The organism is Pseudomonas reidholzensis (assembly GCF_900536025.1).
GTDB lineage: Bacteria > Pseudomonadota > Gammaproteobacteria > Pseudomonadales > Pseudomonadaceae > Aquipseudomonas > Aquipseudomonas reidholzensis.
Genome location: NZ_UNOZ01000002.1, coordinates 87,930 through 111,948 on the forward strand (window position 1 = coordinate 87,930; position 24,019 = coordinate 111,948).

General features: G+C 64.2%; 22 protein-coding genes and 1 pseudogene. 11 read left to right on the forward strand and 12 right to left on the reverse strand.

The genetic code is table 11. From position 1 onward, the window contains the following. Positions 1-18: 18 nt before the first annotated feature. Positions 19-843, reverse strand: a complete 825-nt coding sequence (aroE, locus tag CCOS865_RS00540) for a shikimate dehydrogenase (protein ID WP_119137051.1) — start codon at positions 841-843, stop codon at positions 19-21. A gap of 26 nt (positions 844-869) precedes the next feature. Further along, positions 870-1,781, reverse strand: coding sequence for an oxygen-dependent coproporphyrinogen oxidase (hemF, locus tag CCOS865_RS00545; RefSeq protein ID WP_119137052.1), 912 nt, complete (start codon positions 1,779-1,781; stop codon positions 870-872). A 135-nt stretch (positions 1,782-1,916) separates the two neighbouring features. On the opposite strand from hemF, the gene CCOS865_RS00550 reads away from it, so the two are divergent. Further along, positions 1,917-2,894 (forward strand): NADPH:quinone reductase, encoded by a 978-nt coding sequence (locus CCOS865_RS00550; RefSeq protein WP_119137053.1) that lies wholly within the window; start codon positions 1,917-1,919, stop codon positions 2,892-2,894. 309 nt (positions 2,895-3,203) lie between these two features. Here the strand turns inward: CCOS865_RS00550 and tsaC are convergent, their stop codons facing one another. Next, complete coding sequence (gene tsaC, locus CCOS865_RS00555; RefSeq protein WP_119137054.1) at positions 3,204-3,761, reverse strand: L-threonylcarbamoyladenylate synthase type 1 TsaC; 558 nt, start codon at positions 3,759-3,761, stop codon at positions 3,204-3,206. A gap of 37 nt (positions 3,762-3,798) precedes the next feature. Then, positions 3,799-4,896, reverse strand: coding sequence for a DNA-processing protein DprA (gene dprA / locus CCOS865_RS00560; RefSeq protein WP_119137055.1), 1,098 nt, complete (start codon positions 4,894-4,896; stop codon positions 3,799-3,801). 209 nt (positions 4,897-5,105) lie between these two features. On the opposite strand from dprA, the gene def reads away from it, so the two are divergent. The 5 genes from def to CCOS865_RS00585 are packed head-to-tail and all read left to right on the forward strand — an operon-like array spanning position 5,106 to position 9,637. Continuing rightward, positions 5,106-5,612, forward strand: a complete 507-nt coding sequence (gene def / locus CCOS865_RS00565) for a peptide deformylase (protein WP_119137056.1) — start codon at positions 5,106-5,108, stop codon at positions 5,610-5,612. 60 nt (positions 5,613-5,672) lie between these two features. Beyond that, entirely contained in the window at positions 5,673-6,605 is a 933-nt protein-coding gene (gene fmt / locus CCOS865_RS00570; RefSeq protein ID WP_119137057.1) for a methionyl-tRNA formyltransferase, read from the forward strand. Continuing rightward, positions 6,602-7,912, forward strand: coding sequence for a 16S rRNA (cytosine(967)-C(5))-methyltransferase RsmB (rsmB, locus tag CCOS865_RS00575; RefSeq protein ID WP_119137058.1), 1,311 nt, complete (start codon positions 6,602-6,604; stop codon positions 7,910-7,912). The genes fmt and rsmB overlap by 4 nt, the downstream gene beginning before the upstream one ends. Positions 7,913-7,934: 22 nt before the next feature. Beyond that, positions 7,935-9,308, forward strand: a complete 1,374-nt coding sequence (gene trkA / locus CCOS865_RS00580) for a Trk system potassium transporter TrkA (protein ID WP_119137059.1) — start codon at positions 7,935-7,937, stop codon at positions 9,306-9,308. Positions 9,309-9,319: 11 nt separating this feature from the next. Beyond that, positions 9,320-9,637, forward strand: coding sequence for a tetratricopeptide repeat protein (locus CCOS865_RS00585; RefSeq protein ID WP_119137060.1), 318 nt, complete (start codon positions 9,320-9,322; stop codon positions 9,635-9,637). Between the two features lie 143 nt (positions 9,638-9,780). On the opposite strand, the gene CCOS865_RS00590 is transcribed toward CCOS865_RS00585, so the two are convergent. Beyond that, positions 9,781-10,668, reverse strand: a complete 888-nt coding sequence (locus CCOS865_RS00590; protein ID WP_119137061.1) for a lysophospholipid acyltransferase — start codon at positions 10,666-10,668, stop codon at positions 9,781-9,783. Between the two features lie 41 nt (positions 10,669-10,709). Beyond that, on the reverse strand, positions 10,710-11,261 hold the full coding sequence (locus tag CCOS865_RS00595; protein ID WP_119137062.1) for a DNA-3-methyladenine glycosylase I: 552 nt from the start codon (positions 11,259-11,261) through the stop codon (positions 10,710-10,712). Positions 11,262-11,344: 83 nt separating this feature from the next. Between CCOS865_RS00595 and glyQ the strand changes: the two genes are divergently transcribed. The 4 genes from glyQ (at position 11,345) to CCOS865_RS00615 (ending at position 15,708) form a co-directional block, all read left to right on the forward strand. After that, positions 11,345-12,292, forward strand: coding sequence for a glycine--tRNA ligase subunit alpha (glyQ, locus tag CCOS865_RS00600; protein WP_119137063.1), 948 nt, complete (start codon positions 11,345-11,347; stop codon positions 12,290-12,292). Next, positions 12,289-14,343: a glycine--tRNA ligase subunit beta gene (glyS, locus tag CCOS865_RS00605; protein WP_119137064.1), complete on the forward strand. Its 2,055-nt coding sequence runs from the start codon at positions 12,289-12,291 to the stop codon at positions 14,341-14,343. Before glyQ ends, glyS begins: the two co-directional genes overlap by 4 nt. Positions 14,344-14,346: 3 nt before the next feature. Beyond that, on the forward strand, positions 14,347-14,874 hold the full coding sequence (gmhB, locus tag CCOS865_RS00610; protein ID WP_119137065.1) for a D-glycero-beta-D-manno-heptose 1,7-bisphosphate 7-phosphatase: 528 nt from the start codon (positions 14,347-14,349) through the stop codon (positions 14,872-14,874). A 63-nt stretch (positions 14,875-14,937) separates the two neighbouring features. After that, positions 14,938-15,708: a lysophospholipid acyltransferase family protein gene (locus CCOS865_RS00615; RefSeq protein WP_119137066.1), complete on the forward strand. Its 771-nt coding sequence runs from the start codon at positions 14,938-14,940 to the stop codon at positions 15,706-15,708. Positions 15,709-15,877: 169 nt separating this feature from the next. Here CCOS865_RS00615 and CCOS865_RS00620 read toward each other — a convergent pair whose 3' ends face one another. After that, positions 15,878-17,497, reverse strand: a complete 1,620-nt coding sequence (locus CCOS865_RS00620; protein WP_119137067.1) for an MFS transporter — start codon at positions 17,495-17,497, stop codon at positions 15,878-15,880. A gap of 97 nt (positions 17,498-17,594) precedes the next feature. Next, on the reverse strand, positions 17,595-19,244 hold the full coding sequence (locus tag CCOS865_RS00625) for a GMC family oxidoreductase (protein ID WP_119137068.1): 1,650 nt from the start codon (positions 19,242-19,244) through the stop codon (positions 17,595-17,597). A gap of 139 nt (positions 19,245-19,383) precedes the next feature. Here CCOS865_RS00625 and CCOS865_RS00630 point away from each other — a divergent pair. Next, positions 19,384-20,268 (forward strand): annotated as a pseudogene (locus CCOS865_RS00630) (LysR family transcriptional regulator); the annotation flags it as partial. On the opposite strand, the gene CCOS865_RS00635 reads toward CCOS865_RS00630, so the two are convergent. From CCOS865_RS00635 to CCOS865_RS00650, 4 genes are read right to left on the reverse strand one after another with little or no spacing between them, the layout of a single operon-like run. Beyond that, positions 20,260-21,078: a sulfite exporter TauE/SafE family protein gene (locus CCOS865_RS00635; RefSeq protein ID WP_119137797.1), complete on the reverse strand. Its 819-nt coding sequence runs from the start codon at positions 21,076-21,078 to the stop codon at positions 20,260-20,262. The pseudogene CCOS865_RS00630 and the gene CCOS865_RS00635 overlap by 9 nt on opposite strands. A gap of 31 nt (positions 21,079-21,109) precedes the next feature. After that, positions 21,110-21,994 (reverse strand): MBL fold metallo-hydrolase, encoded by an 885-nt coding sequence (locus tag CCOS865_RS00640; protein WP_119137069.1) that lies wholly within the window; start codon positions 21,992-21,994, stop codon positions 21,110-21,112. 34 nt (positions 21,995-22,028) lie between these two features. Further along, positions 22,029-22,946 carry an AEC family transporter gene (locus CCOS865_RS00645; protein ID WP_119137070.1) on the reverse strand — a complete coding sequence of 306 codons (918 nt, stop codon included), beginning with the start codon at positions 22,944-22,946 and terminating at the stop codon, positions 22,029-22,031. Continuing rightward, complete coding sequence (locus CCOS865_RS00650; protein ID WP_208644485.1) at positions 22,940-23,833, reverse strand: TauD/TfdA family dioxygenase; 894 nt, start codon at positions 23,831-23,833, stop codon at positions 22,940-22,942. Before CCOS865_RS00650 ends, CCOS865_RS00645 begins: the two co-directional genes overlap by 7 nt. Positions 23,834-24,019 lie beyond the last annotated feature (186 nt).

The window sequence follows — 24,019 nt, forward strand, 5'->3', positions numbered from 1 at the left end:
AGCCCCAACATCTCAACGTCAGCCGCGCGCCAACTGCCGCCGCAGCTCGTCGAGCACCGGCCCGGTCTCTGGCCGAACCCCGCGCCAGAGGAAGAACGCCTCAGCCGCCTGCTCCGCCAGCATCCCCAACCCATCCAGCACCTGCGCGGCGCCTAACCGGCTGGCCCACTGGCAGAACGGCGTCGGCTCCTTGCCGTACATCATGTCGTAGCACACCGTGCGCCCCGCCTCGACCAGGCTGTCGGCAATCGGCGGCATCTCGCCGGCCAGGCTCGCCGAGGTGGCGTTGATGATCAGGTCCACCGGCTCCTGCAACCAGGCAAAACCACTGGCGACCACCGGCCCCAGCTCATCGAACTCCTGCGCCAGCTGCTCGGCCTTTTCCACCGTACGGTTGGCGATCACCAGCGACTGCGGGTTGTGCGCCAGGATCGGCTGCAACACGCCACGCACCGCGCCGCCGGCACCCAGGATGAGGATGCGCTTGCCACTGAGCTCGACCCCGGCATTCACCGTCAGATCACGCACCAGGCCGGCACCGTCGGTGTTATCACCGCGCAGCGTGCCGTCCTCCAGCCGGGTCAGGGTGTTCACCGCGCCAGCACGCTGGGCCCGGGCGGTCAGGCTGTCGCACAGGCGATAGGCCTCTTCCTTGAAGGGCACGGTGACGTTGCCGCCGCTGCCCTGCTTGAAGAAGCCGCGGGCGCAGTCACTGAAGTCATCCAGCGGCGCCAGCAGGGTGTTGTATTCAATGTCCTGTCCGGTCTGATCAGCGAACAGGCGGTGGATCAACGGCGACTTGCTGTGGCCGATCGGGTTGCCGAAAACGACGTACTGGTCCATGGGAACTCCTCGGTTATCCACAGGGCTCACTGGCCGAGCCAGTCGCGGTCTTGCAGGTAATAGTCGGTCAGGCGCGCTTCTTCGCTGCCCGGCGCGGCTTTCCAGTCGTAACCCCAGCGTACCTGCGGCGGCAGCGACATGAGGATCGACTCGGTACGCCCGCCAGACTGCAGGCCGAACAGGGTGCCGCGGTCGTACACCAGGTTGAACTCAACATACCGCCCGCGACGGTACTCCTGGAACTCGCGCTGCTCAGCGGTATAGGCCGTGGCCTTGCGGCGCTGGACGATCGGCAGGTAAGCCTCGATGTAGGCATCGCCGATGGCGCGGATAAAGGCGAAGCAGGTGTCGAAGTCCCACTCGTTCAGATCATCGAAGAACAACCCGCCAATACCGCGCGGCTCGCCGCGGTGCTTGATGTGGAAATAGCGGTCGCACCAGGCCTTGTAGCGCGGGTAGACGTCGGCGCCGAACGGCGCGCAGGCCTGCTCGGCCACCCGGTGCCAGTGCACGCAGTCTTCTTCGTTGCCGTAGTAGGGGGTCAGGTCGAAGCCGCCGCCGAACCACCAGACCGCTTCCTCGCCTTCTTTTTCGGCGATGAAGAAGCGCACGTTGGCGTGCGAGGTCGGCACATGCGGGTTGTGCGGGTGGATCACCAGCGACACGCCGAGGGCCTCGAAACCGCGCCCGGCCAGCTCGGGCCGGTGAGCGCTGGCCGACGGCGGCAGGCCGCTGCCGAACACGTGGGAGAAGTTCACCCCGCCTTTTTCAATCAACGTGCCGTCGCCGATCACCCGCGTGCGCCCACCGCCGCCGGCTTCGCGCACCCAGGCGTCCTCGACGAAGCGGGCGCCGCCGTCTTCGGCCTCAAGGGCAGAGCAGATGCGGTCTTGCAGGTCGAGCAGGTAGGCTTTCACGGCCTCGGTGCGGCTGGTCATCGGGTCACCTGGGAGGGGCAGGGGAAGAATTCGCCGCGTAGCATACCACCGGCAACTGGCCCGCCGCAGTTGACGGCGATCAAGCAAAGGCGTCCGATAGAGGGCCTGCTTCAACCCCGACCAAAGGAGTGCGAGATGGCCCAGCGTATCCAGTTCAGCCAGCATGGCGGCCCTGAAGTGTTGCAACTGGTCGAGTTCGACCCAGCCCCACCCGGCCCGCAGCACGTGCGTGTGCGTAACCAGGCGATCGGCCTGAACTTCATCGACACCTATTTCCGTAGCGGCCTGTATGCGCCGCCTTCGCTGCCCTCGGGCCTGGGGACTGAAGGCGCCGGCGTGGTCGAGGCGGTGGGCGAGGGCGTCACCCGGCTCAAGGTCGGCGACCGTGTGGCTTATGGCGGCGGGCCGTTGGGCGCGTACAGCGAGGTGCACACCTTGCCGGAGGCCAACCTGGTCAAGCTGCCTGACAGCATCAGCTTCGAGCAGGCGGCGGCGGTGATGCTCAAGGGTTTGACCGTGCAGTACCTGCTCAAGCAGACCTACGCCGTGCAGCCGGGCGATACCATCCTGTTCCACGCTGCCGCTGGCGGGGTCGGGTCATTGGCTTGCCAGTGGGCGGCCGCCTTGGGTGCCAAGGTGATCGGCACGGTCAGTTCTGCCGAGAAGGCCGAGCGGGCCAAGGCGCTGGGTGCCTGGGAGACCATCGACTACAGCCGTGAGGATGTCGCCAAGCGCGTGCTTGAGCTGACCGACGGCAAGAAGGTGCCGGTGGTGTATGACGGGGTCGGGGCTGATACCTGGCTGACGTCGTTGGATTGCCTGCAACCGCGTGGGTTGATGGTGAGCTTCGGCAATGCGTCTGGTGCGGTGAGTGGGGTCAACCTGGGGATCCTGGCGCAGAAGGGATCGCTGTATGTGACCCGGCCGACCTTGGCCAGCTATGCCAACAATGCCGAGAACACCCAGGCGATGGCGGATGACCTGTTTGCCATGATCGCCAGCGGCAAGCTGACGGTGGATATCCAGCAGCGCTATCCGCTGAGTGACGCGGCCAAGGCGCAGACCGAGCTGTCGGCGCGGCGGACGGTGGGGTCTACGGTGTTGTTGCCTTGAGGGCGGATGGGGCCGTAGTAAGTTGGCTTTAGACCGCGTCAGGGCTGCCAGGCGCAGGCCTTGACCGTTCTGGCGCGCTCGATCTTGAGGGCGCCAGAAGCGCCAAGGCATGCACCTAGCGGCTTTGATGCACTTCTAACGCACGCCGCCTCAAAGGACGCCAAAGATCCCTGTGGGAGCGGGTTCACCCGCGAACGAGGGCGAAGCCCTCGCCCTACACAGAGGGTGCTGCTGCCGGCCTCTTCGCGGGTAAACCCGCTCCCACAGGGTCAGGTGGTTTAGCCAAAACCCTGTGCAAAGCGCCAGGCCTCACCCCGCCCGAACGACCTCACCTGTCGCCAGGTCGCGAATCACACTCGGGTTCTTCCGCCCACCCAGCATCCCACCGAGCACCAGGTCCAACTGCCCGCGGAAGTACTGCTCCACGCGCAACCGGCTCTTCGCCGCCGGACGCCCGCCCGGGTTGGCCGAGGTCGAAATCAACGGGCCCACCAACGCACACAATTCACGCACTTGGGGATGATCACTTACCCGCAACGCCACGGTGTCGTGCTGCCCGGTCACCCACTCCGGCAACAGGCCCTGATGCGGCACCAACCAGGTGTTCGGCCCAGGCCAGGTGCTGCTCATGCGCTGGATCCAGTCTTCGGGGAAGTCCTCGAACAGGAAGTCGAACTGATGAATTGTGTCGGCAACCAGAATCAGCCCTTTATCCACAGGGCGCGACTTAAGCGCCAGCAGGCGATACACCGCGTCTTCGTTCCACGGGTCGCAGCCCAGGCCCCAGACCGCTTCCGTTGGATAGGCAATCACCGCGCCCGCCCGAATCTCACGTGCGGCTTGCTGCACACGCCAACTGCTCACCATTGCTGTCTCTCCGCATAAGGGCTGATGCGCAGTTTACTTAGCCCGACCGCGCAAACCAACGCCCGGCTTCATTGGTCACCCGCCCTTCGAGCTCCAACTCGGTCAGGCTGGCCAATACCTGCGCCAACCCCTGGCCACTGCTGCGCGCCAGACCTTCGCTGGTCTGCGGTGCGGCGTGCAGCAGGGCGAGCAGGGGATGGGCAGAGCGCTCGACAGGCGCGGGCGGCAGGTTTTGCCAACCGCGCAGGCTGTCGATGATCTGCTCCACGCTCTCGACCAGCAACGCGCCGTCGCGGATCAGCTGGTGACAGCCCTTGGCCCCAGGATGATGGATGGAACCGGGCAGGGCATACACCTCGCGCCCTTGCTCGGCGGCCAAACGCGCGCTGATCAACGAGCCACTGGCCAGGCTGGCTTCTACCACCAGCACGCCGAGCGACAGGCCGCTGATGATCCTGTTGCGCCGGGGGAAGTTGGCGGGCAGTGGCCCGGCGTCCAGCGGGAACTCGGAAACCACCGCGCTACTGCACTCGATCATCGCTTGCGCGAGGCCGCGGTGGCGCTGTGGATAAAGTTTTTCAAGACCCGTGCCAAGCACGCCAATCGTGCCCCCTCCCGCGTCCAACGCGGCCCGATGAGCGGCACCATCGATGCCCAGCGCCAAGCCGCTGGTGATGGTGAATCCCGCCTGGGACAAGCAGCGGGAAAATGCCGCGGCGTTATCCAGCGCCGGGGGCGAAGCTCGACGGCTGCCGACGATGGCCAGCTGCGGTGTGTCCAGCAAGTCAGGGTTGCCGGCGACGAACAACAGCGGTGGCGCATCGTCGATTTCAGCCAGCAGCGCTGGATACCCTGGCTGGTCCCACATCAGTAAATGCTGGCCCGAACGCTCTAGCCAGGCCATTGCGGCACTCGCGCCGTCGCGGATCTCGGGGCAGCGTCGTGCGTCACAGGAGGCTGCTGGCACGCCCAAGCTACGCCAAGCAGCGGCCGGAGCACTGAGCGCGGAGGAGGCACTGCCGAAGGCTTCGATCAACGTCATGAAGCGCCGCAGACCCACCTCGGGAAGCCGGTGCAGACGCAACCGCGCCTCCAGTTCCGCAGGCGGACAAGTAGACGAATGGTGCAGGGACATGGCAGATCATCCTTGATCGACAGAGGGTCATCCAGCTGGCACAACCTGTGGATAACTGTGTTGATAATACTTTGACAACCTGTCAGTCGAATGGGCTATAAGGCGTGCTTTAACACCCTAGCCGAGCTTTGCCAGGTGCCGAACGATCCTTTTCCCTTTATTATGTGTGTTCAGTTTTCAACCGACCGCACAGTGACTGCCTGACCCCTATGGCTATTTTGAACATCCTCGAATTCCCTGACCCGCGCCTGCGCACCCTCGCCAAACCGGTGACGGTGTTTGATGACGCCCTGCGCCAGCTGATCGACGACATGTTTGAAACCATGTACGAAGCCCCTGGCATCGGCCTGGCCGCGACCCAGGTCAACGTGCACCTGCGCCTGGTGGTGATGGACCTGAGCGAAGATCGCAGCGAGCCACGGGTGTTCATCAACCCCGAGGTCGAAGAACTGACCCACGACATGGGCCAGTACCAGGAAGGCTGCCTGTCGGTACCCGGCTTCTACGAGAACGTCGACCGCCCGCTGCGGATCCGGGTCAAGGCCCTCGACCGCGATGGCAAGCCTTACGAGCTGGAGGCCGAAGGCCTGCTCGCGGTGTGCGTCCAGCACGAACTCGATCACCTCAACGGCAAGCTGTTCGTCGACTACCTGTCGCAGCTCAAACGTGACCGGATCAAGAAGAAGCTGGAAAAACAGCACCGCCAGCAAGCCTGATCCCCTCCTTCCAGAAGGCTTGCTGCGGCAAGCCTTTTTCTTTTGCACAGCGAGAACTCCATGCGCATCGTCTTCGCGGGCACCCCAGAGTTTGCCGCCGAACACCTCAAAGCCCTGCTCGACAGCCCCTATGAAGTGGTGGCCGTGTACACCCAGCCGGATCGCCCGGCGGGTCGTGGGCAAAAGCTCATGCCGAGCCCGGTCAAGCAACTGGCCGTGGCCCATGACATCCCGGTGTTGCAGCCGCCAACCCTGCGCAACGCCGAGGCCCAGGCTGAACTGGCCGCGCTGGCGCCGGACCTGATGGTGGTGGTCGCCTATGGCCTGATCCTGCCGCAGGTGGTGCTGGATATCCCGCGCCTGGGCTGCATCAACAGCCACGCCTCGCTGCTGCCACGCTGGCGCGGTGCGGCGCCGATCCAGCGCGCCGTGCAAGCCGGCGACGCCGAGAGCGGCGTGACCGTGATGCGCATGGAAGCCGGCCTGGACACCGGGCCGATGCTGCTCAAGGTCGTCACCCCGATCAGCGCCGAAGACACCGGCGGCAGCCTGCACGATCGCCTCGCCGAACTGGGCCCGCCCGCCGTGCTGCAGGCCATCGCCGGCCTGGCCGATGGCAGCCTGCAAGGTGAAGTGCAGGACGACGCACTGGCCACCTACGCGCACAAGCTGAACAAGGACGAGGCGCGCATCGACTGGAGCCGCCCGGCGGTTGAACTGGAGCGCCTGGTGCGCGCCTTCAACCCGTGGCCGGTGTGCCACAGCACCCTCGACGGCGAGAGCGTCAAGGTACTGGCCGCGACGTTGTCCACAGGCAACGGCGCGCCGGGCGAGATCCTCAGCGCCAGCAAGGACGGCCTGGTCGTCGCCTGCGGTGACCAGGCGCTGAGCCTGACCCGCCTGCAACTGCCCGGGGGCAAGGCGCTGAACTTCAGCGACCTGTTCAACAGCCGCCGCGAGAAGTTCGCCCACGGCAAGGTACTCGGCCAATGAACCCGCGTCTGGCTGCCGCCCGTGCCCTTGCCGCCGTGCTCAGCGGCAAGGCGTCGCTGAACAGTTCGTTGCCCACCCAACTGGACAAGGTCGACGAACGCGACCGTGGCCTGACCCAGGACCTGGCCTTCGGCACCGCCCGCTGGCAGCCGCGCCTGGAGCTGCTCGCCGCGCAGCTGCTGCAAAAGCCGTTCAAGGCGGCTGACAGCGATGTGCAGGCGCTGCTGCTGGTCGGCCTGTACCAATTGTTCTACACCCGCGTGCCGGCGCATGCCGCCATCGGCGAGACCGTCGGTTGCGCCGACAAGCTGAAAAAGCCCTGGGCCAAGGCGCTGCTCAACGCCGTGCTGCGCCGCGCCCAGCGCGAGGGTGAAGCAATCCTCGCCGGCATGGAGCGCGACCCGGTGGTGCGCACCGCCCATCCGCGCTGGCTGCAGAAGTCGCTCAAGGCGTTCTGGCCGGAGCAGTGGGAGGCGATCTGCGCCGCCAACAATGCCCACCCGCCGATGATCCTGCGGGTCAACCGCCGCCATCACAGCCGCGATGCGTATCTTGCGCTGCTGGCCGAGGCCGGCATCGGCGCCAGCGCCTGCCAGTACAGCCGCGACGGTATCGTCCTCGAGGCCGCCTGCGACGTGCGTGGCCTGCCGGGGTTTGCCGAAGGCTGGGTGAGCGTCCAGGACGAGGCCGCGCAATTGGCCGCCGACCTCCTCGAACTGACCCCTGGCCAGCGCGTGCTCGACGCCTGCTGCGCGCCGGGCGGCAAGACCTGCCACCTGCTCGAAGCCGAACAAGGCCTGGCTGAAGTGGTCGCCATCGACCTCGAAGCCAAGCGCCTGACCCGCGTGCGGGAGAACCTCGACCGGCTGCAGCTGGACGCCAAGCTGATCGCCTGTGATGCCCGCGAAACCGCCACCTGGTGGGACGGCAAGCCGTTCCAGCGGATCCTGCTCGACGCACCGTGCTCGGCCACCGGCGTTATCCGCCGTCATCCGGACATCAAGCTGACCCGCCAGGCCGACGACATCCCGGCCCTCGCGGCGCTGCAGGGCGAGCTGCTCGATGCGCTGTGGCCGACCCTCGAAGTCGGCGGCATGCTGCTGTACGCCACCTGCTCGAGCCTGCCGACGGAGAACACCGAAGTGATCGAGGCGTTCCTGGCCCGCACCCCCGGCGCCCGCGAGCTGGACCTGGCCACCGAGGCCGGCCTGCGCCAGCCACATGGCCGCCAGCTGTTGGCCCAGGAAGGCGGCCACGACGGCTTCTACTATGCCAAGCTGATCAAGATCGCCGCCTCGCGCGCATAAGAACAATGGTTAGGAGTAGCGGATGAAGATCATCATCCTGGGTGCAGGGCAGGTCGGCGGTACGCTGGCCGAGCACCTGGCCAGCGAAGCCAACGACATCACCGTGGTCGACACCGATGGCGACCGCCTGCGCGACCTCGGCGACCGCCTCGACATCCGCACCGTGCAGGGCCGTGGCTCGCTGCCGACGGTGCTGCGCCAGGCCGGTGCCGACGACGCCGACATGCTGGTGGCGGTGACCAACAGTGACGAGACCAACATGGTCGCGTGCCAGGTCGCCTATTCGCTGTTCCACACCCCGACCAAGATTGCCCGGGTGCGCGAGTCGGCCTACCTCACCCGTGAAGAGCTGTTCCACAACGACCATATCCCGGTCGACGTGCTGATCAGCCCCGAGCAGGTGGTGACCAACTACATCAAGCGCCTGATCGAACACCCCGGCGCGCTGCAGGTGATCGACTTCGCCGACGGCAAGGCCCAGCTGGTGGCGGTCAAGGCCTACTACGGCGGGCCGCTGGTCGGCCAGCAGCTGCGCCAGATCCGCGCGCACATGCCCAATGTCGATACCCGCGTGGCGGCGATCTTCCGCCGTGACCGGCCGATCAAGCCGCAGGGCGACACGGTGATCGAGGCCGATGACGAGGTGTTCTTCATCGCCGCGAAAAAGGACATCCGTGCGGTGATGGGCGAGCTGCGCCGCATCGACGAGACCAACAAGCGCGTGGTCATCGCCGGTGGCGGGCAGATCGGCGAACGCCTGGCCGAGGCCATCGAGAGCCGCTACCAGGTGAAGATCATCGAGATGAACGCCGCCCGCTGCCGGTATCTGTCGGACACCCTGGAAAGCACCGTGGTGCTGCAGGGCAGCGCCTCGGACAAGGACCTGATGCTCGAAGAGAACATCGCCGACGCCGACATTTTCCTGGCCCTGACCAACGACGACGAGGCCAACATCATGTCCTCGCTGCTGGCCAAGCGCCTGGGTGCGAGCAAGGTCATGACCCTGATCAACAACCCGGCCTATGTCGACCTGGTCCAGGGTGGCGAGATCGACATCGCCATCAGCCCGCAGCTGGCGACCATCGGCACCCTGCTGGCGCACGTGCGGCGTGGCGATATCGTCAGCGTGCACTCGTTGCGTCGCGGTGCGGCCGAGGCCATCGAAGCGGTCGCACATGGCGACTCGAAGTCGAGCAAGGTGATTGGCAAAGCCATCGAAGACATCGCCTTGCCGCCGGGCACGACCATTGGCGCGATCATTCGTGACGAGCAGGTGCTGATCGCCCACGACGATACGGTGATCGAAACGGGTGACCACGTGATCCTGTTCGTTGTGGATAAAAAGCATATCCGTGACGTGGAGAAGTTGTTCCACGTGGGCTTGAGCTTCTTCTAAGGAGACACCGCATGCGCGAATCGCTGGAAAAGATGCTGGCCAAGGGTGTGGATAACGCCCTGTTGCGCTTTGGCCTGGGCAAGGCGTGGCTGGATGAGGGGAACGGCGCTGAGGCGGCGGTGCACCTGGCCCGTTGTATCGAGCAAGACCCGAAGTACTCGGCGGCGTGGAAGCTGCTGGGCAAGGCTTGGCAGCTGCAGGGCGACCTGGCGGCGGCGCGCAAGGCGTGGGAGGAGGGCATTGCCGCGGCGCAGGCGCATGGCGACAAGCAGGCCGAGAAAGAGATGACGGTGTTTCTCAAGAAGCTCGATAAAGCCGAGAAATCCTGAGCTCCTGAAATCCTGGGGCTGCTGCGCAGCCCTTTCGCGACACAAGGCCGCTCCCACAGGTACTGCGCATACCTCGAAATCGGCGCTGTTCTTGTGGGAGCGGCCTTGTGTCGCGAAAGGGGCGCAAAGCGCCCCGGGCAATCTCAGTACCAGCGCGCCTCGCCCGCCGGGCGCTTCTTGAAGCGCTTCATGCTCCACATGTACTGGCTCGGATACTCGCGCACATAGCGCTCGACCACCTTGCTCATGGCCGCCGCCGACACCGTCACATCGTCGCTGTACATCTCTTCTGGCGCGGCTTCCAGGATCACCCGGAACCCGGAGCCATCCGGCAGGCGCAGGGCATGCAGGAACACCCCCACCGCCTTGCCACCGGCCAGCATGTTCGGCACGAACTTGCTGGTCAGCGCCTGGGTACCGAGAAACGGCACGAACACCCCAGCCGACTCGGCCGGCTCCGGGTCGGCAGGAATCCCCACCTGGCCACCCCGGCGCACTTCCTTGATCACACTGAGGATGCCTTCCTTGGTCGAAGGCGCCACGCGGTTACCCATCTGCACCCGCTGCTCGCGCAACAGGTCGTCGACCGCCTTGAGCTTGGGCGGCCGGTAGAAGATGATCGGCTTGCACTGGCTGCAATAGAAGTGGTTCAACACCTCCCAGTTGCCCAGGTGGCTGGTGATACCGACCACGCCCTTGCCAGACGCCAGGGCCTGTTCGAGCACCTCCAGGCCTTGCACTTCCTTGACCAGCTCCAGCGAACGCTGCGGCGGCCAGATCCAGGCACAGGCACTCTCGACGAACGACTTGCCGATGTCGCGCAGGGTATGCCCGACCAACTGCTCGCGCTCGGCCGGGTTCATTTCCGGGAAGCACTTGGCGAGGTTGATCCGGACCACGTCGCGCGAACCGTTGGGGACCTTCCACATGAGCCAGCCGATACCCGCGCCAACCCGCTGCACCGCGCCCCAGGGCAGCTTGGCGAAGAGTCGTAGCACCCCGACCATCAGGGCGCCCTTGAATTTTTCCACAGGCGGATTCCTTATATCTGCAAGGCGCGCATTGTAACCCCTCAGCGCAGCAACGCGGCGTAGCGATCGCAGTCGGTGGTGTGGTCCATGACCATGCCGGTGGCCTGCATGAATGCGTAGCAGATGGTCGGGCCAACAAACGTGAAGCCGGCTTTCTGCAAGGCCTTGCTCATCGCCTTGGCCTCGTCGGTCACCGCTGGCACCTCGCTGCGCCCGGTGAAGTGGTTGATCTTCGGCGTCCCGCCAACAAACGACCAGAGCCATTCGGCCGGGTTATCCACAGCCAGCCAGGCCTTGGCGTTGCGCCGGGCGGCATTGAGCTTGAGGCGATTGCGGATGATCCCGGCGTCGAGCATCAGTTCCTCGATACGTTCGTCGCTCATCTGCGCCAGCTGGACCGGGTCGAAGCCGTACATCACTTCGCGATACCGCTCACGTTTGCGCAGCACGGTGATCCACGACAGGCCGGCCTGGAACCCTTCGAGCAAAAGCATCTCGAAGAGCAACGCCGGGTCGCGCTGCGGTGTTCCCCATTCCTGGTCGTGATAGGCCTGGTACAACGGATCGTCAGAACACCAAAAGCAGCGTGGCATAAGGCTCCAATGAGTAGAGGGCGAGGCGAATCGGGTTATACTCCCGCTCTTTACATCCGCATCCCCAGATACAGGTGAATTTCGTGAGCCAGCCTACGCCAGCCGTGCGTACCTTCCAAGACCTCATCCTCGCCCTGCAGAAGTACTGGGCGGAGCAAGGTTGTGTGGTACTTCAGCCCTACGATATGGAAGTAGGCGCCGGCACGTTCCACACCGCTACTTTCCTGCGCGCCGTCGGCCCAGAAACCTGGAACGCCGCCTACGTGCAGCCTAGCCGTCGCCCAGCCGACGGACGGTATGGCGAAAACCCCAACCGCCTGCAGCATTACTACCAGTTCCAGGTGGTCCTCAAGCCGAACCCGGCCAACTTCCAGGAGCTGTACCTGGGCTCGCTGAAGGCGATCGGCCTGGACCCGCTGGTCCACGACATTCGCTTCGTCGAAGACAACTGGGAATCGCCGACCCTCGGCGCCTGGGGTCTGGGCTGGGAAATCTGGCTGAACGGCATGGAAGTGACCCAGTTCACCTACTTCCAGCAAGTCGGCGGCATCGAGTGCTACCCGGTCACCGGTGAGATCACCTACGGCCTCGAGCGCCTGGCGATGTACATCCAGGGCGTCGACTCGGTATACGACCTGGTCTGGGCAGACGGCCCGTTCGGCGTGGTCACCTATGGCGATGTGTTCCACCAGAACGAAGTGGAGCAATCGACCTACAACTTCGAGCACGCCAACGTCGACAAGCTGTTCGAACTGTTCGACTTCTACGAAAGCGAAGCGAACCGCCTGATCAAGCTCGACCTGCCGCTGCCGACCTATGAAATGGTCCTGAAGGCGTCGCACACCTTCAACCTGCTCGACGCCCGCCGCGCCATCTCGGTGACCGAGCGTCAGCGCTACATCCTGCGTGTGCGTACCCTGGCCCGCGACGTGGCCCAGAGCTACCTGCAAGCCCGAGCCCGCATGGGCTTCCCGATGGCGACCCCTGAACTGCGTGACGAAGTGTTGGCTAAGCTGGAGGCTGCACAATGAGTGCTCAAGATTTCCTGGTTGAACTGGGCACCGAAGAGCTGCCACCCAAAGCCCTCGCCACCCTCGGCGATGCGTTTCTGGCCGGTATCGAAAAAGGCCTGCAGGCCGCTGGCCTGAACTACGCGGCAAAGAGCGTGTACGCCGCGCCGCGCCGCCTGGCCGTGCTGATCCGTCAACTCGACGTGCAACAGCCAGACCGCAGCATCAATGTCGACGGCCCGCCCGTACAAGCGGCGTTCGATGCCGAAGGCAAGCCGACCCAGGCTGCCCTGGGCTTCGCCAAGAAGTGTGGCGTCGACCTGTCCGAGATCGACCAGAGCGGCGCCAAGCTGCGCTTCTCCCAGCACATCCCAGGCAAGGCCACGGCCAGCCTGCTGCCGACCATCGTCGAAGACTCGCTGAACGACCTGCCGATCCCCAAGCGCATGCGCTGGGCGGCCAGCCGTGAAGAATTCGTGCGTCCGACCCAATGGCTGGTGATGCTGCTCGGCGACCAGGTGGTCGACTGCACCATCCTCAAGCAACAGGCCGGTCGCGAGTCGCGTGGGCACCGTTTCCACCACCCGGAAAACGTCCTGATCAGCGCCCCGGCCAACTACGTCGAAGACCTGCGCAAGGCCTACGTGCTGGCTGACTTCGCCGAGCGCCGCGAGCTGATCGCCAAGCGCACCGCGGAGCTGGCGATGCAGCAGGAAGGCAGCGCCATCGTGCCGCCGGCACTGCTCGACGAAGTGACCGCGCTGGTCGAGTGGCCCGTGCCGCTGGTGTGCTCGTTCGAGGAGCGGTTCCTCGACGTGCCGCAAGAAGCCCTGATCACCACCATGCAGGACAACCAGAAGTACTTCTGCCTGCTGGACAGCGAAGGCAAGCTGCTGCCGCGCTTCATCACCGTGGCCAACGTCGAGAGCCGCGACCCGCAGCAGATCGTCCAGGGCAACGAGAAGGTCGTGCGTCCGCGCCTGACCGACGCCGAGTTCTTCTTCAAGCAAGACAAGAAGCAGCCGCTGGAGACGTTCAACGAGCGCCTCAAGAACGTGGTCTTCCAGGCTCAGCTGGGCAGCGTCTACGACAAGGCCGAGCGGGTTTCCAAGCTGGCCGCGTTCATTGCCCCGCGCATCGGCGGCGACGCCCAGCATGCCGCGCGTGCAGGCCTGCTGTCGAAATGCGACCTGGCCACCGAAATGGTCGGCGAGTTCCCTGAAATGCAGGGCATCGCCGGCTACTACTACGCCATCAACGATGGCGAAGCAGAAGACGTCGCCCTGGCCCTGAACGAGCAGTACATGCCGCGCGGTGCTGGCGCTGAGCTGCCGCAGACCGTCACCGGTGCTGCCGTGGCGATCGCCGACAAGCTCGACACCCTGGTCGGCATCTTCGGTATCGGCATGCTGCCGACCGGCAGCAAAGACCCGTACGCCTTGCGCCGGGCCGCCCTCGGCGTGCTGCGCATCCTGATCGACAAGCAGCTGGACCTGGACCTGACCGACGCCGTGAGCTTCGCCGTCACCCAGTTCGGCAGCAAGATCAAGGCGGCCGGCTTGTCCGAGCAGGTCCTGGAGTTCATCTTCGACCGCCTGCGTGCACGCTACGAAGACGAAGGCATCGACGTCGGCACCTACCTCTCGGTGCGTGCACTGAAGCCGGGTTCGGCACTGGATTTCGACCAGCGCGTGCAGGCCGTACAGGCCTTCCGCAAGCTGCCTGAAGCCGAGGCCCTGGCCGCGGTCAACAAGCGTGTGTCGAACCTGCTGAGCAAGGCCGAAGGGGCGATCTCCGAACAGGTCGAGCCGAAGTACTTCGACAATGCCAACGAGTTCTCCCTGTACTCGGCGATCCAGCAGGCCGACCAGGCCGTGCAGCCGATGGCTGCCGCGCGTCAGTACAGCGAGTCGCTGGCCCGCCTGGCTGCACTGCGTGATCCGGTCGACGCCTTCTTCGAGGCGGTGATGGTCAACGCCGAAGACGCCAAGGTCCGCGCCAACCGTTACGCCCTGCTCAGCCGCCTGCGCGGTCTGTTCCTGGGTGTCGCCGACATCTCGCTGCTGGGGTAAGCCTTGAAACTGCTGATTCTCGATCGTGACGGGGTGATCAATCACGACTCCGACGCCTACATCAAGTCGCTGGAGGAGTGGATTCCGATCGCCGGCTCGGTCGAGGCCATCGCGCAGTTGAGCAAGGCCGGCTGGACGGTGGCGGTCGCCACCAACCAGTCCGGCATTGCCCGCGGCTACTACTCGCTGGAAACCCTCGAGGCCATGCACGCGCGCTTGCGCGCGTTGGTGGCCGCGCAGGGTGGCGAGGTCGGCCACATCGTCTACTGCCCGCATGGGCCGGATGAGGGCTGCGCCTGCCGCAAGCCCAAGCCCGGTATGCTGCGGGCAATCGCCGAACACTATCAGGCCGAGCTCGCTGGGGTCTGGTTCGTCGGCGACAGTAAAGGTGACCTGGAGGCCGCCCTGGCCGTCGGAGCACAGCCGGTGTTGGTGAAAACCGGCAAGGGTGAGAAGACCCTGGACAAGGGCGTCAGCCAAGACACCCTGATTTTTGACGATCTGGCCGCTGTCGCCAGAGCACTTATTTAAGAGGGTGCGCCGCGCTGGCGCACTGTTCATTAGGCGGGCGCGCCCGCAACGGTACATGCCACTATGTCGATCCTGCAGGCGATCAGAATCTTTCTTTTTTACCTGCTGTTGGGTACCAGCTCGCTGCTGTGGTGCACCCTGAGCTTCTTCGTTGCGCCGTTTCTGCCGTTCCGTAAGCGCTACCGCTTCATCAACGTCTACTGGTGCCGCTTCGCCGTGCTGCTGACGCAGGTGGTGCTGGGCATCCGCTACAAGATCACCGGCGCCGAGAACGTGCCAGAGACGCCCTGCGTGATCCTCTCCAACCACCAGAGCACCTGGGAGACGTTCTTCCTGTCGGCCTACTTCCAGCCGCTGAGCCAGGTGCTCAAGCGTGAGCTGTTGTATGTGCCGTTCTTTGGTTGGGCAATGGCCATGCTGCGGCCGATCGCGATCGACCGCGACAATCCCAAGGAGGCCCTCCGCCATGTCGCCAAGAAGGGCGACGAACTGCTCAAGCAGGGCGTCTGGGTGCTGATCTTCCCGGAAGGCACCCGTGTGCCCCATGGCCAGGTCGGCAAGTTCTCCCGCGGCGGTACGGCCTTGGCGGTCAACGCCGGCCTGCCGGTGCTGCCGATTGCGCATAACGCCGGCAAGTACTGGCCGAAGTCGGGCTGGGGCAAACAGGCCGGTGTGATCGAGGTGGTGATTGGCCAGCCGATGTATGCCGAGGGCAGCGGGCCGCGGGCGATCGCCGACCTCAACAACCGTGCTGAAGCGTGGAACGTAGCGACCCAGCAGGCCTTGGGTTCGCTGCCGCCAGCGACGGAAAACGCCGAGCAGCGGACGGCCTGACGTTCTGTGGATAACTTGTGAGCAACTTTTCAAAAAGCACTCAGAGATATGGCCTAAGTGATTGAATTAGAAGTTTATTTCTCTGTGTGACGTTTTTGCGAAAAACGTGCATAAGTTTTTTCGGGGTATAAAAAAACCGGCGTTTACGCCGGTTTTTTTGTGCCCGTTTCTAGACCTTGTCGATGTCCACGTCCTTGGTCTCTTTCAGGCAGAAGATCCCCACCACCAGGCTGATCCCGGTAATCAGTACCGGGTACCACAGCCCATAGAAGATATCCCCGGTGTACACCACCAGCGCGAACGACACCGTTGGCAGGAAGCCACCAAACCAGCCATTACCAATGTGGTAGGGCAGGGACATCGAGGTGTAGCGGATCCGCGTCGGGAACAGCTCGACCATCACCGCCGCCAGCGGGCCGTAGGTCATGGTCGCGATCAGGATCATCGCCACGATCAGCACCACCACCATGAACTCGTTGACCTGCGCCGGGTCGGCCTTGGCCGGATACCCTGCCTGCTCGATCGCCGCACGCATCGCCGCTTCGTCAAAGCCGTTGATGGCCTTGTCGCCAATGTTCACCACGACATCGCTGCCGGTCGCCGCTGTCGAGCTGTACGGCAGGCCCTGCTTGACCAGGAACGTCTTGACCTTGTCACAGGGGCTGTCGAAGCGCGCCTTGCCCACCGGGTCGAACTGGAAGGTGCAGCTGGCAGGGTCGGCCATCACCACGATCGGCGCCTGACGGCTGGCCGCATCGATCTGCGGGTTGGCGTAATGGCTGAGGGCCTTGAACATCGGGAAGTACAGCACCGTCGCCAGCAGCAGCCCGACCATCAGGATCGGCTTGCGGCCGATGCGGTCCGACAGCCAACCGAAGAACACGAAGAACGGCGCACCGATCACCACGCTGATGATCAGCAGGGTGTTGGCCTGGGCCGGGTCCACCTTGAGCATCTGGGTCATGAAGAACAGCACGTAGAACTGCGCGGTATAGAAGGTCACCGCCTGGCCGGCGTTGATGCTGAAGAGGGCGGTCAGCACCACCTTGAGGTTAGGCCAGTTGGTGAACGACTCGCGGATCGGCGACTTGCTGATCTTGCCCTGGGCCTTCATTTTCACGAACGCCGGCGACTCGTGCATGCTCATGCGGATCCAGGTGGAAATCCCCAGCAGCACGATCGACAGCAGGAACGGCAGGCGCCAGCCCCAGGTCTCGAACTGGTCGCCACTGATATAGCGGCTGCCCAGCACCACCAACAGCGACAGCAACAGGCCAAGGGTCGCGGTGGACTGGATGAAGCCGGTATGGAAACCGCGTTTGCCCGGTGGCGCGTGTTCAGCCACGTAGGTCGCCGCGCCGCCGTATTCACCGCCGAGCGCCAGCCCTTGGAGCATGCGCAGGATCACCAGGATGATCGGCGCGGCGATACCGATGCTAGCGTAGGTCGGCAACAGCCCCACGGCAAAGGTCGACAGGCCCATCAGCACGATGGTGATCAGGAAGGTGTACTTGCGCCCGATCATGTCGCCCAGTCGGCCGAACACCAGCGCGCCGAACGGCCGCACCAGGAAGCCTGCGGCAAACGCCATGAGGGCAAAGATGAACGCGGTGGTGTCATTGACCCCAGCGAAGAACTGCTTGCTGATGACCGCCGCCAACGCGCCGTAGAGAAAAAAGTCATACCACTCGAACACCGTCCCGAGGGATGACGCGAAAATGATCTTGCGTTCCTCGCGACGACTGGAGCTGCTCGCCGCCGCACCCTGCTCTTGGATGTAATCCGCCATCGTTGCTGTCCTCGGCCCGCAGGCCACAGTGATTATTCTTGTTGTTCCACTGTCGGCAGGCCCTGACCACTAGCCGCCGGTTGCTTCACGCACCTGGTCAGGGCGTCGGTATCGCGCTTGCGTCGCTGAGGTGGGTCTGGGTCGCGGCCCCCTTGAGGATCAGTTGTGCCGCCTTCTCGGCGATCATCAGTGTGGGTGAACAGGTATTGCCGGAAACGATCTGCGGCATGATCGACGCGTCGGCCACGCGCAGGCCCGGCACGCCATGCACGCGCAGCTGGTTATCCACAACGTCCAACGGCCCGCTGCCCATGCGGCAGGTGCCCACCGGGTGGAAGATGGTGGTGCCGATCTTGCTCGCGGCCTCGTGCAGCGCTTGTTCACTCTGCAGTTCAGGGCCGGGCAGGTATTCCACGGGTTCGAACGCCGCCAGGGCAGGGGCCTGGACGATGCGCCGGGTCAGGCGGATGGCGTCGGCGGCGACCTTCAGGTCTTGTGGGTCGCTGAGGTAGTTGGGGTCGATCAGTGGCGCGGCGTGCATGTCCGCCGAGCGGATGTCGATGCGCCCGCGGCTCAACGGGCGCAAGTTGCACACCGACGCGGTAAACGCCGGGAAGCGGTGCAGCGGCTCGCCGAAACGCTCGAGCGATAACGGCTGCACGTGGTATTGGAGGTTGGCGCTGGTCTGCTCGGGGTCGGAGCGCACGAACGCTCCCAGTTGGCTGGGCGCCATCGCCAAAGGGCCACTGCGGTCGTACAGGTAGCGCAGGCCCATGCCCATCTTGCCCCACAGGCTGTTGGCCATCTGGTTGAGGGTACGGGTGTTGCGGATCTGGTAGATCAGGCGCAGCTGCAGGTGGTCCTGGAGGTTGCCACCGACGCCGGGCAGGTCATGCCGCACGCCGATACCCAAGCCTTCGAGCAGCTTGCGCGGGCCGATGCCGGAGCGCTGGAGGATCCCCGGCGAGCCGACCGATCCCGCGCAAAGGATGATCTCGCGACGCGCCTTGAACTCATGCCAGGCGCCTTGCCAGTGTGCCTTGACCGCGGTGGCGCGAACGTTGTTCAGCAGCACCTGGTCGACTTGGACGCCGGTGAGGATGGTCACGTTGGGCCGTTTGACGATCGGCCGCAGGAAGGCCTTGGAAGCATTCCAGCGTACGCCACTGCGCTGGTTGACCTGAAAGTATCCACAGCCCTGATTGTCGCCGGTATTGAAGTCGTCGACCTTGGCGATACCGCTCTGCTCGGCGCCGTCACGGAAGGCATCGAGGATCGGCCAGCTGTAACGCTGTTGCTCGACCCGCCATTCACCGGCGGCGCCATGGTGGTCGGTGCTGCCGGCGAAGTGGTTTTCGCTGGCCTTGAACAGGGGCAGGACGTCGTTCCAGGCCCAGCCGACATTGCCTTGTTCGGCCCAGCGCTCATAGTCGGCGGCTTGGCCGCGCATGTAGATCATGCCGTTGATCGACGAGCAGCCACCGAGCACCTTGCCCCGGGGATAACCCAGGCTACGTCCGCCGAGGCCGGCTTGCGCCTCGGTCTTGAAGCACCAGTCGGTGCGCGGGTTGCCGATACAATAGAGGTAGCCGACAGGGACGTGAATCCACGGGTAGTTGTCGCGTCCACCCGCTTCGAGCAGCAGTACGCGGCAGGTGGGGTCGGCAGACAAACGATTGGCCAGCAGGCAGCCGGCGGGACCGGCGCCGACCACCACGTAGTCGAAGACTGAATCGGCTGATGGCATGTGTAACCTCGTGCCTGATTATTATTCTTGTCGCCTTTGATCTTAGTGCGTAATTTCGCCGTGCAAGCACGCGATTTTGCGCAACGGCTGTGCGTTTTAGCACAGCGCCGACGCCATCCATGGATGACTGGGGAAGGGCATGTTCGACTGGAATGATCTGCGGTTTTTCCTCGAGTTGCAGCGCAGCGGTCGTCTGCTGACTGCGGCCAAGCGACTCAACACGACCCACAGCGCCGTTGCCCGGCATATCGAGAACATCGAGAAAAGCCTCGGTACCGCGCTGTTCGTCCAGCACGCCCAAGGCTACGAACTCACCCCCTCCGGCCAGGCCTTGCTCAAGCACGCCGAAGCCATGGAGAACGTCGCCCTGCTGGCGCAGGAAGAGATCACCCAGGCGATCACGCCGTTGGGCAAGATCCGCCTGGGGGTGACCGAAGGCATCGGCATCATGTTCTTCACCCCGCGTATCCGCGCGCTGTTCGAGCGCTACCCGGGGCTTGAGGTGGAACTGGTAGCGGTCCCGCGCTTTGTCAGCATCCTCAACCGCGAAGCCGAGATCAGTATTCATCTCGAGCGACCCAACGCCGACCTGCTGATCACCCGCAAACTCACCGACTACCGCCTGGCGCTGTATGCCAGCCAGGACTACCTGGACCGCGCACCGCCACTGCACACCCGCGAAGACCTCGCCCGACACAGCTGGATCGGCTACGTCGACGACCTGCTGTTCAGCCAGGAGCTGCTGTTTCTCAACAGTTTCTGCCGAGCGCCCAACGTGGTGTTCCGCAGCACCAGCGTGATCGCCCAGCAGCAGGCCGCCCGCGCCGGGCTGGGCATCGCCGTGCTGCCCAACTACATGGCCCGGCATGATCCGCAACTGCGCCGGGTGCTGCCAAGCGAGACGATCCAGCGCAGCTACTGGATCTGCACCCGCCGCGAGCTGCACAAGTCGGTACGTCTGCGGGTGGTCTGGGATTATCTGCTGGCGCTGTGTGCCCAGGAGCAGGCCGAGCTGCTAGCCGAGCAGAGCCTTGCCCGCGAGCATCAGCGCAGCACCGCCACCGACCAGCGCAAACAGCTGCTGCAGGCGCGGCCCGGCCAGTCTGGCAGCCAGCGGTCGGGCCAGCAGCAGGCCGACCACCGCACCCGCCGCAAACGGCGCACCCACCTGCCAGTGCATGACACCGGCGAGGCTGGCGCTGACCACACTGCCGCTGGCGACCAGAGCGATCACCGCCAGCGAGGTGGCGACGATGCTCTGCATGTCGAGGTTGGTGTAGCGGTTCAACGCGGGAATGATGACAAAGCCGCCGCCGACCCCAAGCAGCCCCGAGAGCAATCCCGAGGTCGCGCCGGTGACCGCCAGCGCACGGGCGCAGGGCAGGGTCCAGCGCAGGCGGCCCTGCAGCGGGTTGAGCACGCACGGCATGATCTGCCGATCACCACAGGGCGACTCGCCGCGCAGTTCGCGCGCCGCTTTGCGCCAGATGCGCAGGCAGGCGTACACCAACACTGCAGCGAAGCCGAGCGCGAGTGGCGTATTGGGCAGGGTGTGCGCGAGCATCAGGCCGAACGGCGCTGCGGCGATACCGATCAGCGCAATGAACAGCGCGGCCCGATAGCGCACCAAGCCCTTGCGCAAGCCCAGCACCGCACCGACACCGGCAGCCAGGCCCACCGCCAACAACCCGACCGGCGCCGCCTCGACCATGCTCAGGCCAAGCCCGAAGACCAGCAGCGGCACGGCGAGAATGCCACCGCCGGCACCCGTCAACGCCAGCACTGCGCCGATCAGTGCGCCCAGCCCGGCGCCTAGCAACTGATGCTCCATCACTGCTCGTGTTTCCTTCTGTGGTCACTGTCGCTCAAAGCGTATTCAACGGAATCTTCAGGTAGCGCACACCGTTGTCTTCCGGCTCGGGCAACTGGCCGCTGCGCATGTTGATCTGCACCGACGGCAGCATCAACACCGGCATGTCCAGGCTGGCATCACGCGCCTCACGCATGGCGACGAATGCCGCTTCGGTGACGCCCTGGTGGATGTGGATATTGTTGGCGCGCTGCTCGGCCACCGTAGTGACGTACTGCAACGCGCGGCCATTGGGCAGGTAGTCGTGGCACATGAACAAGCGGGCCTGGTCAGGGAAGGCCAGCAGCCGACGGATCGAACGATACAGGGTGCGCGCGTCAGCGCCTGGGAAATCACAGCGGGCGGTGCCGTAATCAGGCATGAACAGCGTGTCGCCGACGAACACCGCAATCTCGCCGCAGTCCTCGATCATGTAGCTCATGCAGGCCGGGGTATGCCCGGGCGTGTGCAGGGCACGCGCACGCAGGTTGCCGATGAAGAACACCTCCTCGTCCTCGAGCAGCACATCGAACTGGCTGCCGTCACGGGCAAAGGAGGGCTCGGCGTTGAACAGCGCACCGAAGGTTTTCTGTACCTGGGTAATGCAGGCGCCAATTGCGATATGCCCACCCAGTTTGTCCTTCAGGTAGGCAGCCGCAGACAGGTGATCGGCGTGGACATGCGTCTCGAGAATCCAGTACACCTGCGCACCGAGCGTTTCGACCAGGGCGATCAGCTTGTCGGCCGCCTGGCTGTCGGTGCGGCCAGACTTCGGGTCGTAGCCCAGCACGCTGTCGATCAGCGCACACTGCCTCGTCTCGCGGTCCATGACCAGGTAACTGATGGTCGAGGTGGCCTCGTCGAACAGCGCCTCCACCTGAATGTGACTGCCGATGATCATTACACCCTCCGGATTTACCGACTCAGCTCGCGCGCTATAACACTAGCGTACCCACGATAAGCGTAATAGTCAGTGTAGAGATCAGCGTCGTCCAGGTAATCATCGACGCCATGGCCTGTGCGTCACCGCCCATTTGCCGGGCCAGGATGTAGGCATTGCCCGCACACGGGACGCAGGCATACAGCAGCGCGATGTTAGCCGAGGCACCGGAAGCCCCCAGCGCCAACAGCAAACCGAGCGTCACCAATGGCAGCATCAGCAGTTTCAGCCCAACCACATACAGCGTGGCCAGCGAACGCCTGGCATCGAGGCTTAGCAACAAGCCTGCGCCTACCGACATGAGACTGAGCGGGGTGGCGGCGTTGCCCAGGTAGCTCATGAATTGCTCGACCGCTGCGCTGATGCGCACGCCGCCCATGTTCAGCAGCAAGCCTAAAAGCGCACTGATGATCAGTGGGTTCTGTGCCAGGGCGGCCAGCATCCCGCGCGCCGATTTCTTCGCACCGGTGCCGTAGTGATTCATCACCAACACGCTCATCACATTGGTCAGGACGATCAGGTAGGCGACGAACACCCCCGAGATCGCAACGCCCTCGGCGCCATACAACGAATGCGCCAAGGCGATGAACACATAGGAGTTGTAGCGGATACCGCCCTGGAAGATCGAGGTAAACAGGTCGTGTTTGACCCTGATGATGGCTTGCCCCGCGAACATCATCAGGGCGACCAACACGGTGGCAATCAGGGTGGCGGCAATCGCGGTAGAGGTCTCACCGCCGGCAAAATCCGCCCGGCTTACATCCAGGATCAGCAGTGCCGGAAAGAACAGATAATAGACCAGCCTGTCGATCTGCTTCCAACAGCCGTCTTCACGCACGAACCATCGTTTGGTGACGTGCCCTGCAATGATCAACAGAAAGATCGGCAGCACCGCGAGCAGGGTGTTCAACATGCGTCAGGCTCCTGGGGCTGGAAAACACGCGCCTTCACCCGATCCAGGTTGCGGTGGTTCCACAGGCTGTTGGCGACGAACACTCGCTGAACCCAGCGCATGGGGTTGCCCGAATCATCCAGCGACGCATCGAACGCGTCGCGTGAGTGCAAGGCGAACCGGTTGTCGATGTACACCAGCTGCCCTGGTTTGATATCAATGGCCACTGCCACTTGCGCGGTAGCGGCATGCAACCTCTGCAGAACGCTGGCGGCCTCTTCGGTCTGCGCCTCGATCATGTCGGGGTAGAACACCGCGCTGATCTCCGGGTAGTCATGGTTGCCACAGACGATCGCCACCGGTTGAGTGGCGAGGCAGTGGTGGCGGCGCCAGCGGTAAGGCACCTTGATACGAAACAGCGGCTGGCGCAGGCAGTGGATATCCTCGGCCGTCAGCAGCTTGAGCGCAGCGCGTGCATCGGCAATGCGCGTCGAAGGGCCTTGAAGGTCATGCCGCACACCGGTGAGCAGTAACCCCAGCGGCGAGAAGTCGAAGTCGTCCATGCACTTCAGCGCAGCATTCTCTATGTGGAAGTCCAACTCTACCGCCGAGCCCAATCCGGTGTACTGCCGTTTGGTATCGGGGCTGGGGATGAGGTTGTTGACGATATCGGACCCTTCAAAAAAGATCGAATACGGTTCACCGATTTGCGAGGCGAAGGCCATTATCAGGTTCTCGCTGACGCCGCCGCTCTTGCACGAGGGTGTGTATACCTGTGGGTCTGGGGTCGTGAACACGTGTTCGTCGACCGGTAGGTTTTCGAACACCAAGTACGGACGTGGCGCTAGAGAGGCACGCTGCAGTGCCAATGCGTCGACGATGCGCCGGGGCAAAACCGCCGCCGCCATGATGCGCAGGTCAGTGATATAGATCTGACCGCCTTGTGGGTCATAGCTGATTCTGCCCAGCTCAGTGGCTAGCCGGCTTGATTCGGAGTCGGTGAGCGTGAATCAACATGTGCGGTCCATTCTTGATCCCTCTCTGGATATCCGAGGCACCTGCCTCAGAAGAAGCCCCAATCTATCGGGGGGGTG

Excerpts from the sequence above, each read along its gene's own strand:
- CCOS865_RS00550 (WP_119137053.1), top strand. The coding sequence starts at position 1,917 with ATGGCCCAGCGTATCCAGTTCAGCCAGCATGGCGGCCCTGAAGTGTTG.
- CCOS865_RS00650 (WP_208644485.1), bottom strand. The coding sequence starts at position 23,833 with ATGGCGGCGGCGGTTTTGCCCCGGCGCATCGTCGACGCATTGGCACTG.
- def (WP_119137056.1), top strand. The coding sequence starts at position 5,106 with ATGGCTATTTTGAACATCCTCGAATTCCCTGACCCGCGCCTGCGCACC.
- CCOS865_RS00585 (WP_119137060.1), top strand. The coding sequence starts at position 9,320 with ATGCGCGAATCGCTGGAAAAGATGCTGGCCAAGGGTGTGGATAACGCC.
- CCOS865_RS00640 (WP_119137069.1), bottom strand. The coding sequence starts at position 21,994 with ATGATCATCGGCAGTCACATTCAGGTGGAGGCGCTGTTCGACGAGGCC.
- CCOS865_RS00615 (WP_119137066.1), top strand. The coding sequence starts at position 14,938 with ATGTCGATCCTGCAGGCGATCAGAATCTTTCTTTTTTACCTGCTGTTG.
- hemF (WP_119137052.1), bottom strand. The coding sequence starts at position 1,781 with ATGACCAGCCGCACCGAGGCCGTGAAAGCCTACCTGCTCGACCTGCAA.
- tsaC (WP_119137054.1), bottom strand. The coding sequence starts at position 3,761 with ATGGTGAGCAGTTGGCGTGTGCAGCAAGCCGCACGTGAGATTCGGGCG.
- CCOS865_RS00625 (WP_119137068.1), bottom strand. The coding sequence starts at position 19,244 with ATGCCATCAGCCGATTCAGTCTTCGACTACGTGGTGGTCGGCGCCGGT.
- trkA (WP_119137059.1), top strand. The coding sequence starts at position 7,935 with ATGAAGATCATCATCCTGGGTGCAGGGCAGGTCGGCGGTACGCTGGCC.
- CCOS865_RS00595 (WP_119137062.1), bottom strand. The coding sequence starts at position 11,261 with ATGCCACGCTGCTTTTGGTGTTCTGACGATCCGTTGTACCAGGCCTAT.
- dprA (WP_119137055.1), bottom strand. The coding sequence starts at position 4,896 with ATGTCCCTGCACCATTCGTCTACTTGTCCGCCTGCGGAACTGGAGGCG.
- fmt (WP_119137057.1), top strand. The coding sequence starts at position 5,673 with ATGCGCATCGTCTTCGCGGGCACCCCAGAGTTTGCCGCCGAACACCTC.
- glyS (WP_119137064.1), top strand. The coding sequence starts at position 12,289 with ATGAGTGCTCAAGATTTCCTGGTTGAACTGGGCACCGAAGAGCTGCCA.
- CCOS865_RS00620 (WP_119137067.1), bottom strand. The coding sequence starts at position 17,497 with ATGGCGGATTACATCCAAGAGCAGGGTGCGGCGGCGAGCAGCTCCAGT.
- rsmB (WP_119137058.1), top strand. The coding sequence starts at position 6,602 with ATGAACCCGCGTCTGGCTGCCGCCCGTGCCCTTGCCGCCGTGCTCAGC.
- CCOS865_RS00645 (WP_119137070.1), bottom strand. The coding sequence starts at position 22,946 with ATGTTGAACACCCTGCTCGCGGTGCTGCCGATCTTTCTGTTGATCATT.
- aroE (WP_119137051.1), bottom strand. The coding sequence starts at position 843 with ATGGACCAGTACGTCGTTTTCGGCAACCCGATCGGCCACAGCAAGTCG.